The organism is Streptomyces sp. NPDC050528, from assembly GCF_044457795.1.
Lineage (GTDB): Bacteria > Actinomycetota > Actinomycetes > Streptomycetales > Streptomycetaceae > Streptomyces.
In genome coordinates this window covers 416,873-430,798 of sequence record NZ_JBITHH010000005.1, presented here as the reverse complement: position 1 = coordinate 430,798, position 13,926 = coordinate 416,873, and the positions used below count along the sequence as shown (strand labels likewise).

At 70.4% G+C, this 13,926-nt stretch carries 11 protein-coding genes; 3 read left to right on the top strand and 8 right to left on the bottom strand.

The annotated features are described in order from the left end of the window. From ACIBK4_RS20165 to ACIBK4_RS20130, 8 genes are all read right to left on the bottom strand, one after another. Positions 1-813, bottom strand: a complete 813-nt coding sequence (locus tag ACIBK4_RS20165; protein ID WP_398996107.1) for an acyl carrier protein — start codon at positions 811-813, stop codon at positions 1-3. A gap of 290 nt (positions 814-1,103) precedes the next feature. Next, the gene (gene serC / locus ACIBK4_RS20160; protein ID WP_398996106.1) at positions 1,104-2,222 is read right to left on the bottom strand and encodes a phosphoserine transaminase; all 1,119 of its coding nucleotides are present in this window, start codon (positions 2,220-2,222) and stop codon (positions 1,104-1,106) included. A gap of 96 nt (positions 2,223-2,318) precedes the next feature. Then, positions 2,319-3,551, bottom strand: coding sequence for a cytochrome P450 (locus ACIBK4_RS20155; RefSeq protein ID WP_398996105.1), 1,233 nt, complete (start codon positions 3,549-3,551; stop codon positions 2,319-2,321). A gap of 119 nt (positions 3,552-3,670) precedes the next feature. After that, complete coding sequence (locus ACIBK4_RS20150; RefSeq protein ID WP_398996104.1) at positions 3,671-4,876, bottom strand: cytochrome P450; 1,206 nt, start codon at positions 4,874-4,876, stop codon at positions 3,671-3,673. Continuing rightward, positions 4,873-5,514, bottom strand: a complete 642-nt coding sequence (locus tag ACIBK4_RS20145) for a GTP-binding protein (protein WP_398996103.1) — start codon at positions 5,512-5,514, stop codon at positions 4,873-4,875. Before ACIBK4_RS20145 ends, ACIBK4_RS20150 begins: the two co-directional genes overlap by 4 nt. After that, positions 5,495-5,839, bottom strand: coding sequence for a DUF742 domain-containing protein (locus tag ACIBK4_RS20140; protein ID WP_366437128.1), 345 nt, complete (start codon positions 5,837-5,839; stop codon positions 5,495-5,497). Before ACIBK4_RS20140 ends, ACIBK4_RS20145 begins: the two co-directional genes overlap by 20 nt. Continuing rightward, positions 5,839-6,243 carry a roadblock/LC7 domain-containing protein gene (locus ACIBK4_RS20135; protein ID WP_317880350.1) on the bottom strand — a complete coding sequence of 135 codons (405 nt, stop codon included), beginning with the start codon at positions 6,241-6,243 and terminating at the stop codon, positions 5,839-5,841. The genes ACIBK4_RS20140 and ACIBK4_RS20135 overlap by 1 nt, the downstream gene beginning before the upstream one ends. After that, on the bottom strand, positions 6,240-8,018 hold the full coding sequence (locus ACIBK4_RS20130) for an ATP-binding protein (protein WP_398996102.1): 1,779 nt from the start codon (positions 8,016-8,018) through the stop codon (positions 6,240-6,242). Before ACIBK4_RS20130 ends, ACIBK4_RS20135 begins: the two co-directional genes overlap by 4 nt. A 255-nt stretch (positions 8,019-8,273) precedes the next feature. Here ACIBK4_RS20130 and ACIBK4_RS20125 point away from each other — a divergent pair, with 255 nt between their 5' ends. From ACIBK4_RS20125 to ACIBK4_RS20115, 3 genes are all read left to right on the top strand, one after another. After that, the gene (locus ACIBK4_RS20125) at positions 8,274-11,276 is read left to right on the top strand and encodes an FAD-binding and (Fe-S)-binding domain-containing protein (RefSeq protein WP_398996101.1); all 3,003 of its coding nucleotides are present in this window, start codon (positions 8,274-8,276) and stop codon (positions 11,274-11,276) included. Positions 11,277-11,525: 249 nt separating this feature from the next. Beyond that, a complete protein-coding gene (locus ACIBK4_RS20120) occupies positions 11,526-11,657 on the top strand; it encodes a hypothetical protein (protein WP_019072556.1) in 132 nt (43 codons plus the stop codon). Between the two features lie 141 nt (positions 11,658-11,798). Next, positions 11,799-13,886, top strand: a complete 2,088-nt coding sequence (locus tag ACIBK4_RS20115; protein ID WP_398996100.1) for an ABC transporter ATP-binding protein — start codon at positions 11,799-11,801, stop codon at positions 13,884-13,886. Positions 13,887-13,926: the final 40 nt, after the last annotated feature.

Here is a 13,926-nt window from a genome sequence, read left to right as displayed (position 1 = left end):
CTACCCGCGGGGCAACGACGTGTTGGTGATCGGGAGCTTCTGGATCGCCCCCGCCACGTACAGGTCCCTCGGAGCCGTGCGCAGCGTGAACGTGTCGTCGTAGGACGAGACGCGGACCGACAGGACGAAGAAACCGTCGTCCTCGGCGGTCACCTTCACGTGGGACTGCTGTTCCCAGTACGTCTGGAGGAAGACCTCCGTGCCCTGGGGCTCGACGCCCTGGGGGAGGGTGACCTTGCCCTGGACGGTGAGGATGTCGCCGGCCTTCACCTTCTTCTTGTTGACGGAGTAACTGACCGAGCTGGAGCGGGCCTTGGTGGCGACCGTGGTCTCCGCGAAGTAGCCGTCCTGCGGGGTGTTGAGGTCGCCGTCCTCGTCGTACAGGGCGGTGATGTGAACGTCGCGCTGGACGTTGAGCAGGCTGCTGCCGCCCTCGTGGTCGATGTCGACGTCCGGGACCGTGAACTTCCCGTTGGCGTCGGTGACCGGCTTCCCGAGGTCGCGGGGCTCGTAGTAGTTGGGGTCGATCGGGTCGCCCCACGGGTTCCAGGTCGTGAACTGGACGACTTCCTGGAGGGTGACGGGGATGTTCGCCGCCGGGGTGCCGTCCGCCTTGGTGACGGTGCCGGTGACGTCGACGTGCCGTTCCTGGTAGTTGGTGCTGGCGGGGTTCGTCGTCACGGTCAGTACGTATGCATCGCCGGGCGCGGCGTCCGAGGGGGCCGCCGATGCGGCCGGTGCGGACAAGGCGCCTGCGGCGAGCAGTAGCGCGGCGGTGGCGGCGAGCCGCGTCGGCAGGGACTTCCTGGGCATGGGGGCAACTCCAACTTCGGTCGGCAATAGAGGAGTTGCGCCGCAGGTGTGCGACGCAACGGGTTCGACCGGCACGGTGGGGTGGGAGTTGTCCGCTGTGTGTTCGCTGTTACCCGGCTGTGGCGTGCGGGGGGTTTGTCCGGGTTCCTGGTTCACCTGGACTTCGGACGCAGGCTGCCCCGCATTGCCCTACGACGACAAAAGGCGCCCCGCGGAACAATCGCGGGGCGCCTTTCACCGTCGTAGCCGAAAAGCCTGAAGAGGCAGACAGGCCAGCGGAGTTGGAGAGGTCAGAGCTTCTCGATGACGTAGTCGATGCACTTCGTCAGCGCCTCGACGTCCGCCGGGTCGATCGCCGGGAACATCGCCACGCGGAGCTGGTTGCGGCCGAGCTTGCGGTAGGGCTCGGTGTCGACGATGCCGTTCGCGCGGAGGACCTTGGCGACGGCCGCCGCGTCGATCTCGTCGGCGAAGTCGATCGTGCCGATGACCTGCGAGCGCTTGGTGGGGTCGGACACGAACGGGGTCGCGTACTTCGACTCCTCCGCCCAGCTGTACAGACGGCTCGACGAGTCCTTCGTGCGGGCCGTCGACCAGGCCAGGCCGCCCTGGCCGTTGATCCACTCAAGCTGCTCGTTGAGGAGGAACAGGGTGGAGAGGGCCGGGGTGTTGTACGTCTGGTTCTTGCGGGAGTTGTCGATCGCCGTGGGGAGCGAGAAGAACTCGGGTACGTGGCGGCCGGACGCGTGGATGCGCTCCGCGCGCTCGATCGCGGCCGGGGAGAACACGCCGATCCACAGGCCGCCGTCGGAGGCGAAGGACTTCTGCGGGGCGAAGTAGTAGACGTCCGTCTCGGCGATGTCCACCGGGAGGCCGCCCGCGCCCGAGGTGGCGTCCACGAGGACCAGCGCGCCCTCGTCGGCACCCTGCACTCGCTTGATGGGGGCCGCGACGCCCGTCGACGTCTCGTTGTGCGTGTACGCGTACACGTCCACGCCCGCCTCGGCGGCCGGCTCGGGGTGCGTGCCGGGGTCGGAGGAGATGACCGTCGGCTCGGCCAGCCACGGCGCCAGCTTGGCCGCCTTCGCGAACTTCGAGCTGAACTCGCCGAAGGTCAGGTGCTGCGACTTGTTGTCGATGAGCCCGTGGGTCGCGACGTCCCAGAAGGCCGTCGAACCGCCGTTGCCGAGGACGACCTCGTAGCCCTCGGGCAGCGAGAACAGCGCGGAGACGCCCTCACGCACCTTGCCGACCAGGTTCTTGACCGGGGCCTGGCGGTGGGACGTGCCCAGCAGAGACGTACCGGTGGCGGCCAGCGCGTCCAGCGCCTCCGTCCGCACCTTGGAGGGGCCAGCGCCGAAACGTCCGTCGGCGGGCTTGATGTCAGCGGGAATCTGGATATCAGCCACGAGCCGGAGCGTATCCCCTCGGTGAAACCGGACGGAAACGCGTCCGTTCGATGAGACGACCGAGGAGATGGGTCCTCCGGCCCGTGGACAAGTGGATCAGTCGCCCGGCGTCAGCCGTACCGGCAGCTCGAAGATGTCGTTCTGCGTCACCACCGGCTTGTTGCGGAGCTCGCTCGCCGGGACCGCCAGGTCCAGGTGCGGGAAACGCTCGTAGAGGGCCGGGAGTGCCACGTCCGCCTCCAGGCGGGAGAGGGCCGCACCCGGGCACACGTGCGGGCCGTGGCCGAAGGAGATGTGGCGGTTCTCGCTGGTGCGGGTGATGTCGAACTCGCCCGCCGTCGGCCCGTGGGCCTCCTCGTCGCGGCCGATCGCGGCGTACGACACGATCAGCGCGTCCCCGGCCGGGAGGACCTTGTCGCCGACCTGGACGTCCTCCGTGGCGAAGCGGATCAGGACGTGCGAGGTGGGCGTCGAGTGGCGCAGGGTCTCCTCGACCACCGAGGACCAGTCGGCCTCGCCGGCCAGGACGAGGGCGCGCTGGACGGGGTGCGTCGAGAGGTTGACGACCGCGTTGACGATCAGCGAGATCGTCGTCTCGTGGCCGGCCGCGACCATCAGCTGGAGCGTGGAGACGATCTCCTCGTCGGTGAGGTGGTCGCCGTTCTCGGACGCCGCGATCAGCGCCGACGTCAGATCGTCACCCGGCTCCGCCCGCTTGGCCGCGACCGTCTGCGCCATGATGCCGGCGAGTTCGGTCAGCGTCGCGATGACCTCCGCCGGCGGCGTCTGCGTCGAGAAGAACTTCTCGAACAGCTCCTTCAGGCGCGGGAGTTGGGACTCTGCTATCCCCATCAGGTCGGCGATGACGTACATGGGCAGCGGGTACGCGAACGCCGCCTTCAGATCGACCTCGTCCGCGTCCCCGTCCAGGCCGTCGAGCAGGCTCTGCGTCCGCTTCGCGATCCGCTCCCGCATCTGCTCCACCCGGCGCGGGGTGAGCGCCTGCGCGACCAGCGTCCGCATCCGGCGGTGGTCCGCGCCGTCCACGGTCAGCATCGAACGGCCCGGGTTCGCCAGCCCGATCAGCGGCCAGTCCGCGGGGATCTCACCGCGCTGCCAGGCGCCCCAGACGTTGATGTCCTTCACCAGCCGCGGATCCGTGAGCAGCTGTTTCGCCTCGGCGTGCCGCGTCACCGCCCACACGGGCACGCCACCGGGCAGTTCTACGGCGGCCAGCGGACCGGCCGCGCGCAGCCTGGCACTCTCGCCGTCCAGGTCGCCGACGAAGGGGTCGAGGACGATACGGGTCTCTTCGGTACCGGTGCTCATACGGGTGCCTCCAAGGGCAGGGGTGGGGTACCGCGTCCTTCCGGGGGTCGTGGTCAACTCCCGTGCCCCCGGCGGGCGTTGTGGTGCCGCCGGGGTGACGCAGGATCGGAGTCGGAAGCTCAGAGCGCGGCTACGGGCGTGAACCGCACCGGCAGTTCGGTCAGTCCCCGCAGCCACGGGGAGGGCCTGCGCGTGAGGGACTCGGCCGGTACCGCCAGGTCGATGTCCGGGAGGCGGTCCAGGACGACCTCGATGCCCGTCCGCGCGATCACCTCGGCCACCTCCTGCGCCGGGAACGGACACCGGTGCTCCCCGTGCCCGAAGGAGAAGTGCGCGTTGTTGCCGCCGGTGAGCGCGGAGCCGTCGGTGCGGACCTGGGGGTCGGAGTTGGCGCCCTGGAGACCGAGCAGGAGCAGGTCACCGGCGCGGATACGGCGGCCGCCGAGCTGCGTGTCGCGGGAGGCCCAGCGCCCGGCCACGTTCTGCGTCGGGGTGTCCTCCCACAGGACCTCGTTCATCGCCTCGGCGACACTGTTGCGGCCACCGAAGAGGGAGGCGGCGAAACGGTCGTCGGTCAGCATCAGCCGCAGCGAGTTGCCGATCCAGTCGGCGGTCGGCTGGTGTCCGGCCGCCATCATGACCATCAAGTCCTGTGCGACTTCAACGTCGTTGAAGCCGGACTCGTGCGTCAGCATGCGCGATACGACGTCGTCGGCCGGCGCTTCCTTCCGGTCGGCCAGCAACTGCCCCATGGACGTGGCCAGATGGGTCTGCCCGGCGATCGCGCGCTCGCGTCCGTCGATCATGTCGTTCAACGCCGTCACCAGGCCCGGGCCTTGCTCGTCCCGGAAGCCGTAGAGCCGCGCCAGGACCCGTACCGGCAGCAGCATCGCGTAGTCGCCGACGATGTCCGTCTCGCCCTTGGCGCAGATCCCGTCGATCAGTTCGTCCGCGAACTTCTCGGTGTACGACCGGAGTTCGGACGGGTCGACGGCCTCCAACGCGTCGCTGATCATGCCGACGCGCTCGCGGTGCCGTTCGCCGACCGTGTAGAGGATCGACGGCTGCTTACGGCCGATCATCGGCAGCAGCGGCCAGTCGTCCGGGATGCCGTCCCACTGGTTCCACAGGTCGGAGTCACGGCTGAACAGCACGGGATCGCCGGTGACTTGGTGCAGCTCGCGGTAGCCGAGCACCAGCCAGGCCGGTATGTCGCCGTCCAGCACCACGGGGGTCACGGCGCCGTGCTCGCGCCGCATCTCCCGGTACAGCCGCGCCGGTTCGGTCTGGAACCTGGGTCCACTCAGCGGTACGGGCGCGGTCACAGGGCCAACTCCTGGTGGGGGGCGGGGACTTGGGTGTCGTAGCGACCGGTCTGGTGGCCGTGGTGGTTCTTGACGTGCTCGACCAGGGTGATCAGGACCTGCTTGGCGGACGCGCGGGAGCGGGCGTCGCAGTCCAGGAGGGGGACGTGCGGGTCGAGGTCGAGGGCCTCGCGGATCTGCTGCGGGGCGTAGGTGGGGCCGCCGAAGTCGTTGCAGGCCACGATGAAGGGGGTGCCGTGGTGTTCGAGGCGGTCGATCGCGTACCAGGAGTCGCCGATGCGGCGGGTGTCGACGAGGACCACCGCGCCGAGCGTCCCGGAGAACAGCCGGTCCCAGAGGAACCAGAACCGCTCCTGGCCGGGGGCGCCGAACAGGTACAGCACATTGCGGGCGTCGAGCGTGATGCGGCCGAAGTCGAAGGCGACCGTGGTCGCGGACTTGCCGCGCACCTCGCTGATGTCGTCGACGGCCTCGCCGGCCTTCGTCATCGTCTCCTCGGTGTTGAGGGGACGTATCTCGCTGACCGAACGGACCAGCGTGGTCTTGCCGACGCCGAAGCCGCCGACGACCACGATCTTCAGGCCGTTGTCGGCGGAGGCACCCAAGGGGGTGCGCGCGTCAGAGGTTGCGGAGTCCAACGAGCACCTGTTCCAGGACGTCGGGATCGAGAACCGCCTTCCGCGGATGCCGGGCACTGACCCGGCCGGCCGCGAGAAGGTCGGCGAGGAGGATCTTGGTGATGCTCACCGGGAGCTTCAGTTCGGCCGCCAACTCGACGACGGCCGTGGGGTGTTCGGTGAGCCGGAGGATCGCCGCGTGCTCCGACTGCATCCCGGTCACCGGATCGCACTCGGCGACCACGAGAGTCACCAGGTCGAACGGGCTGTCCGGGCCGGAACGGGTGCGGCCTCCGGTGAGCGTGTAGAGGCGGTCGGGTGAGTCGTCCCTGCCGGGGCGGCTCATCACGAACGGGGTTCCGCGCGCAGGTGCTCGCCGAGCTGTTCGACCAGCTCGCTCATGTTGTGCCCGATCAGCCCCGCGTCCGCGTCCTCGGTGGTGACGAGCGCCAGGTGCGCGCCCTCACCCGCCTCGACGATGAACAGCACCCCGCCGTAGAACTCCGTCATCGCGGAGCGCACACCCCCGCTGCCGTCGCCGAACTCCACCGACGCGCCGTGCGACAGCGACTGGATCCCGGCGGCGATCGCGGCGAGCTGGTCGGCCTGGTCGACGGAGAGTTCGGGCGTCCGGCACAGCTTCAGGCCGTCCCGGGACAGCACGAGCGCGTGCCGCGCGCCCGGGGTGCGCTCCAGGAGGCCCTCGATGAGCCAGGTGAGCTTCTCGTCGGCGGTCGTCGTGCCGGTCATGAGGTGGGGTTGCCTTCCGAGTGGGAGAGGGAGGGGGCGGGCTCTGCTGATACGGGGCTGTCTGTTGATACGGGGCTGTCCGCGTCGGTGCCGGTGTCGGACGCGCGCGTGCCCTGGTCGGCCGCCGCGTCGCGTACGGCCTGGCGGAAGCTGTTGAAACGGGCGGTGCGCGCGAGGGTGTCGTCGGCCGAGGGCGCGGGGCGCGTCGTCTCGGGGGCCGCGGACTCGGCACGCGCGCGTGACCGCTCGGCCTCCGCGAGGGCCTGACCCCGCCGCCGCTTGGGCAGCCCTTCGGGCAGGGTGTCCGCTCCGTCCGTCACCGCGTCGGCCGGGGCGCCGCGGTCCGGGGACTCGTGCGTGGGGACCGGGTCCGGGTCCAGGTCGGAGAGGGTGCGCCCGGCGGCGTAGGACATCCACGGATGGTTGCGAACGGAGGAGGCGGGCTCGGTAACCGCCTCCGGATCCACCACTGTTGACGACGACGAGGGCTGCGACGAGGGCTGCGGCGACGACTGCGACGAGGGCTGTGCCGACGGCTCGGGAAGGTCGAGGGTCTGCTGCGGGGCCCGCGCGTCCTGGGGTACCAGGATGTCCTGCGGGATGAGCATCAGGACGCCGGTGCCACCCCGCGCGGAGGGCCGGTACGACACCTTGAGGCCGTACTTGCGGGCCAGCCGCCCGACGACCGCGAGGCCCAGCCGGGTGCCGGTGAGGCCGCCGAGTTCAGTGGTGTCGCCGGACACGGCACGCTCGGCGCGGCGCAGTTGGATGTCGCCCATGACCAGGCCGCTGTCCTCCACCGAGAGGATGACACCGGCGGGCACTTCTTCTACGTAGACATGCACTTCGGCGCTCGGCGGCGAGAAGTTCGCGGCGTTGTCGAGGAGTTCGGCGAGCGCGTGCATCACGCCCTCGGCCGCGTGCCCGGCGACGGCGGTGTCGCTCGCGGAGTGCACGCGCACGCGCTGGTAGCCGCTGATCCGGCCCATCGCGCCGCGCAGGATCGACTCCATGGCGATCGGGCGGGCCCAACGGCGCCCGGAGCGTGCCCCCGTGAGGACGGCGACGGAGTCGGCGAGCCGGCCCGCCTGCGCGGTGCGGTGGTCGAGGTGGAGCAGGTCGGCGAGGACGTCCTCGTCGGAGTGCCGCTCCTCCATGGCGCGCAGGTCGGCGAGCATGCCGGTGGCCAACGCCTGCATACGGCCCGCCGCGTTGGCGGTCGCGGAGAGCGCGGCGGCGCGCTCGTGGGAGTCGCGGCGGGCGCGCTCGGCCAACTGCTTGTTCTCGGCGCTCAGTCGGGCGCGCTCCAGCTCGCTCTCCTCCGTGAGCCGGCTGCGCTCCTCCGCGAAGGAGGTGGTGAGCCGCATGCGCTCCTGGGAGAAGTCGGAGGTCAACCGGGCGCGTTCCTGCGAGAGTTCGGCCGTCAGCCGGGCCCGCTCGTGGGTCAGCTCCTCGGTCAGCTGCACGCGCTCCCGGTCGAAGTCCGTGCTCAGCCGGGCCCGTTCCTGCAACAGCCGCCCCGCGTCCAGCGTGACGGCCTCCAGCCTGCGGCGGGTGATCCGGGCCGTCTGGTACGCGTGCGCGGCGAGCGCGACGGCCGCGCACAGCAGCAGCGCGCCGGCCCCCGCACCGCAGGCGACCGCGAGGCGCTTCGAGCCGGGGGTCACATAGACCGCGCCGGCGACCGCGAGCCCGGCCAGGACGGCGGTGAACACGGGAGCGGGGGCGATGGTGCGGAAGGTGGGTCGTTCGCCGGGAAGTATGGGGGCGGTCATGAAGGGGGTCCTCGGTCGGGTCCTCGGGCGTCTTTGGTCGGGGTCCTCAGTCGTCCTCGGTCGTGTCCTCGGGGGGTGCTCGTCGGGTTCCTGGGCGAGAAGCGACACCGGGTGCTCAACTGACGGTCACTATATGAGAGTTAGTGATCGAACTGGGGAGGTTCTGGATGCGTTTACAGAATCGGTTCAGTCCGGACCCGAAGTTTCCCTGAACTGGTATCGGTCACTGTCAGTGGTCGGGGGCATGCTGGAGACATGGCGGATCTTCAGGCGGAACCGGCGGGTGTTCGGGCGGAACTGGTCGATCTTCAGGCGGAGCTGCGGCGGACCGTCCGGGGCGAGGTCGGCTTCGACATCACGTCCCGGGCGCTGACGACGATGGACGCGTCGAACTACCGACGCGTCCCCCTGGGAGTCGTCGCGCCCCGGGACGCCGACGACGTGGCGGCGACGCTGGCGGCCTGCCGTTCGCACGGAGTCCCGGTGGTGGCGCGCGGCGGCGGCACGTCGATCGCCGGCCAGGCGACGGGCACGGGCGTGGTCCTCGACTTCACCCGTCACATGACCGGCCTGGTGTCCCTGGACCCCGCCTCCCGTACGGCGGTCGTCCAGCCCGGCCTGGTCCTCGACCGCCTCCAACAGGCCGCCGCCCCCCACGGGTTGCGCTTCGGCCCCGACCCCTCGACCCACAGCCGCTGCACCCTCGGCGGCATGATCGGCAACAACTCCTGCGGCTCCCACTCGGTCGCCTGGGGCACGACGGCGGACAGCGTGAGCGAGTTGACGGTGATCACCGCGCGGGGGGATCTCCTGCACCCCGGGCGCGACTGGACGGGCGCCCCGGAGGGTCTACGCCCGCTGGTGGAAGCCGAGTTGGCCCGCCTGCGCACCGGCTTCCCGGACCTCCCCCGCCGCATCTCGGGCTACGCGTTGGACGCCCTCCTCCCCGAGAACGGCGCGGACGTGGCCCGCTCCTTCTGCGGCAGCGAGGGCACGCTGGGCATCCTCACGGAGGCGGTCGTACGCCTCGTCGAGGCACCCCGCGCGCGTGCGTTGGCCGTACTGGGCTACGCCGACGAGAGCGGGGCGGCGGAGGCGGCGGCGGGCCTGCTGGTCCACGGCCCCCTGACGGTCGAGGGCATGGCGGCCGACCTGGTCCGCTCCACGGCCGACCTCCCCCGGGGCGGAGCCTGGCTGTTCGTCGAAACGGGCGGCGACACGGAGGCGGAAGCACGCGCGCGTGCCGAGACGATCGTCCGCGCGGCCGACGTCCTCGACTCCCTGGTGGTGACGGACCCCGCGGGCCAGCGCGCGTTGTGGCGCATCCGCGAGGATGCGAGCGGCACGGCGACGAGGATGCCGGACGGTTCGGAGGCATGGCCGGGCTGGGAGGACTGCGCGGTACCACCGGCTCAACTGGGCGCGTACCTGAGGGACTTCAGAGGCCTACTGACCGCACACGGCCTACGGGGAACGCCGTACGGCCACTTCGGGGACGGCTGCATCCATGTCCGCATCGACTTCGACCTGTTGACGGAGCCGGGGGTGGCACGCTTCCGCGGCTTCTCGGAGGAACTGGCGGAACTGGTGGCGGCGCATGGCGGCTCACTCTCGGGCGAACACGGGGACGGCCAGGCACGAGCGGAGCTACTACCTCGGATGTACGGCGCCGAGATGGTGACCCTGTTCGAGCGAGCGAAGGGCGTCTGGGACCCGGACGACCTCCTCAACCCCGGGATGCTGGTGCGGCCGGCCCCGCTCGACTCGAACCTCCGCTTCTCGGTGCTCCCGCGCGAGCCGGTGGACGTGGTGTTCGGCTACCCGTCCGACGGCGGCGACTTCGCGGCGGCGGTACGGCGGTGTGTAGGGGTGGCCAAGTGCCGTACGACAGAGGTGTCCGGATCATCGGTGATGTGCCCGTCGTTCCGGGCGACGGGCGAGGAGGCGCACTCCACGCGCGGGCGCGCCCGACTCCTGCACGAGATGCTCGCGGGCGAACTGGTCACCGACGGCTGGCAGTCGACGGAGGTACGGGACGCGCTGGACCTGTGCCTGTCCTGCAAGGGCTGCCGTACGGACTGCCCGGTCGGGGTCGACATGGCCACGTACAAGGCGGAGTTCCTGCACCACCACTACGAGGGGCGACGCAGGCCGGCGGCGCACTACGCGATGGGCTGGCTGCCGCGCTGGCTGCGGCTGGTGGCACGGACGCGTACGGCGTGGCTGGTCAACTCCCTCGCCGCCGTGGGGCCGTTGGCGTGGGCGGCGAAGAGGCTGGGCGGGATCGCGCCCGAGCGGAGGATCCCGCGGGTCGCGCGGGTGACGTTCACCCGATGGTCGAAGCGATGGTTCAGGGCGAAGGTGCGGGGCATGCGCGCCGAGTGGCGATCGGGCCGGGAACCCGAGCGTCCCCGGGGCGGCGCCGTCATGGTCTGGCCGGACACCTTCACGGAGCACCTCTCACCGGCGGTGGGAATGGCGGCCGTGCGCGTACTGGAGGCGGCCGGGCTCTTCGTGATGCCCATGCCGGCGAAGACCATGGGCGTGACGGAGACACCGGACGAGGACGGCGACGGCACGCCGTACACCTTCAGCCCCTGGAAGGCCCGCCGAGTCCGCGTCTGCTGCGGCCTGACCTATGTGTCGACCGGCCAACTCGACCGCGCCCGCGCGGTGTTGCGCAACACGCTGGACCTGCTGGATGTGTTCCTTAGCCCCGTCCTGCCCGAGACGGACGAGCTTCCGGCGCACTTCGTCGTCCTGGAACCGAGCTGCGCGGCGGCCCTCCGCACGGACCTCCCGGAGCTACTCCCCGACGACCCCCGGGCGGCCCGCCTCGCCGCCATGGTCCTCACCTTCGCCGAGGCCCTGGAACGCCTTGCCGCCCCCGACTGGACCCCGCCCCGCATCGACCGCCCCGCGGTCGGCCAGACCCACTGCCACCAACACGCGGTCCTGGGCGACACCCCCGACCGCCGCCTCCGCACGGCAGCGGGCCTGACCGGCGAACTGGCGGGCGGCTGCTGCGGGTTGGCCGGCAACTTCGGCTTCGAGAAGGGCCACTACGAGGTGTCGGCGACCTGCGCGGAGGAACAGCTCCTGCCGTCGGTGAGAGAAGCACCGGACGGAGCGGTGATCTTGGCCGACGGCTTCTCGTGCCGGACGCAGCTGGAGCAGATGGCGGGGGTACGGGGGCGGCATTTGGCGGAGGTGCTGGCGGAGGCGCTGGACGGGGAAGGGGCCGGGGACGGGGCGTGAGGCGGCGCGACTGAGGGCGGAAGCACAGGTTCATTAAGGTTCCTCTCAGGTTTATCAGAGAAATCTCAGGTTCGGCGGCGTAACTCAGGTTTTACAAAGGTATTCACAGCACCTGCTTGCCGTTCTCTTGCCGACTTTGCTGCCGCTTGGCGTCGGGCGCGTGTAAGTTTCTCGGTGTCGGGAATTCCCCGGGCGGTAAAACGCTCGACTTTGACGCACAAATTCCTCTGCACAACCTAGGAGTTCGGAATGGGCCTCAACAAGCTCGCCCCGCTGCCCAAGCCCAAGAAGCAGCAGCTTCCGCCCCCGCCGCCCCCGAAGCCCCGCAAGAAGCACGAGCCGAAGCCGCTGCCGAAGCCGCTGCCCGGCCAGGACAGCTGAACCGGCAGTAGAAGAGGGCCGACCCACGCAGTCGGCCCTCTTTTCTTTCCCGAATTCGAAAATCCAAGAGAATTCTGATGACGGAAAGTGGAGGGGATTGTGGGCGTGGATGCAGATGCAGATACGTATGTGGATGCAGATGTGGATACGGATGAGGAAGACCTCGAATACGACGAGGACTACGGAACGCCCACCATTCCCGCCCGCGTCGCTTTTCGTCGCTTCTGGCCGTTGACCCGTGGTCTTCGGCGCTGGCTGATGCTCGTGTGGGTGTGCACGGTGATCGGCGCGCTCGCCGAGACCGAGTCCATCCTCCTCTTCAGCGACCTCACCGACCGCGCCCTCGCGAAGGGCTCGCTGAGCGCCTTCTGGAGCCCCGCCGCCAAATGGCTCGGCGTCGCGCTCGTCGGCGCGCTCGTCTCGTACGCCGGCAACTCCCTTGCCGCCTGGGCCACCGAACGCTTCGTGATGAGACTGCGCGAGCATGTCTTCGACCACGTACAGCAGTTGCCCCCGCACTTCTTCCAACAGCACCGCCAGGGCGACCTGTTGTCCCGCCTCACCGGCGACGTCGAGGCGATCGAGACCCTCGTCGTGTCCGGCGTCGTGGGCACCGCCTCCGCGATCTTCTCCGCCCTCTTCTATGCCGCCGCCGCGTTCTGGCTGCGCTGGGACCTGGCCGCCGCCACCTTCGTCCTCGCCCCCCTCTTCTGGCTGGCGGCCCGCCGCTTCTCCGGCTCCATCAAGGACGTATCGCGCGAGGGCCGGGTCGCCGACGGCGCGATCACCTCGGTGGTCGAGGAGTCACTCGGCAACATCGTCCTCACCCAGGCCTACGGCCGCCGCGACGCCGAACGCCGCCGCCTGAACGAGGAGGCCGGCGCCTGGTTCCGCGCCTCCGTCCGCTCGACGCGGCTCAACGAGGCGTACGAGCAGCTCGTCTCCGTCATCGAGACCGTCTGCGTGCTGGCCGTCATCGGCATCGGCGCGTGGGAGATCTCGACGGGCCGCATGACCCTCGGCCAACTCCTGGCGTTCTCCGCCTTCTTGGGCTACCTCTACCCGCCCGTCCGCGGCCTGGCCCAACTCGGCCTCACCATCACCGCGGCCACCGCGGGCGCCGAGCGCCTCATCGAGATCCTCGACGTACGCCCGTCCGTGGCCGACCCCGCCCGCGACTCGGAGACGGGCCGCCCCGACGGCACGGTCGAACTCCGCGACGTCTCCTTCAGCTACCCGGGCGCCGACCGAGTCGCCCTGGAGAACCTCTCCTTCACCGTCAACCCAGGCGAGTTGGTGATCGTCACCGGCCCCAGCGGCGCCGGCAAGTCCACGGTCTCCAAAATGCTGCTCCGCTTCTACGACCCCGACGCGGGCCAAGTCCTCCTCGACGGCGTGCCGTTGAGGGACCTCCCCCTAGCCCGCCTGCGCGAATACGTGACCCTGCTCCCGCAGGAAACCCTGGTCCTGCACGACACCGTCCGCGCGAACATCGCCTGCGGCCGCCCCGGCGCCAGCGAGCAGGCGATCGTCGACGCGGCGATCGCGGCCGACGCCCACGAGTTCATCCTCCGCCTCCCCAACGGCTACGACACCAAGGTCGACCCCAACTCGGCCCGCCTGTCCGGCGGTCAGCTCCAGCGCCTGGCGATCGCGCGGGCGATTCTGCGGGACGCCCCGGTCCTCGTCCTCGACGAACCGACCACCGGGCTGGACTCCATGGCCGCCCGCCGGGTCGTGAAGCCCCTACGCCGGCTGATGGCGGGCCGTACGACCATCATGATCACCCACGACCTCAACCTCGCCCCCGACGCCGACCGCATCCTGGTGGTGGACCGGGGCCGGATCGTGGAGACGGGACGGCATGCGGAGCTGATGGCACTGGGCGGGGCGTACTCGCAGCTGCACCGGTCGCAGAACAACGCGGTGATGGACACCGGGGAGCTGCGGTTGCCGTTCTTCGCCGAGACGGGGGTACCGGCGCAGGCACCGGTGGGGGTGCCGGTGGCGGAGGGCGTGGCGGCAGGTGCGGGCGTGAGTGCGGGCGTGGGCTACGACGGGTACTACGCGGCGCCGGTCTTCACGGAGAGCTGGGTGCCGTCGACCTACTACCACCAGCCGGAGTACCAGCCGACCTACCCGCAAGCCGCGTACCCGGAGTACTCCGACCCCCTCTTCGGCCCGATGCCCACCACGCTCCCCGACGGTCGGCCCCTGTTCCGGGACTAGGCGCGCATGACAGTTGCATAAGGGGTTCTCACGCCTGTCT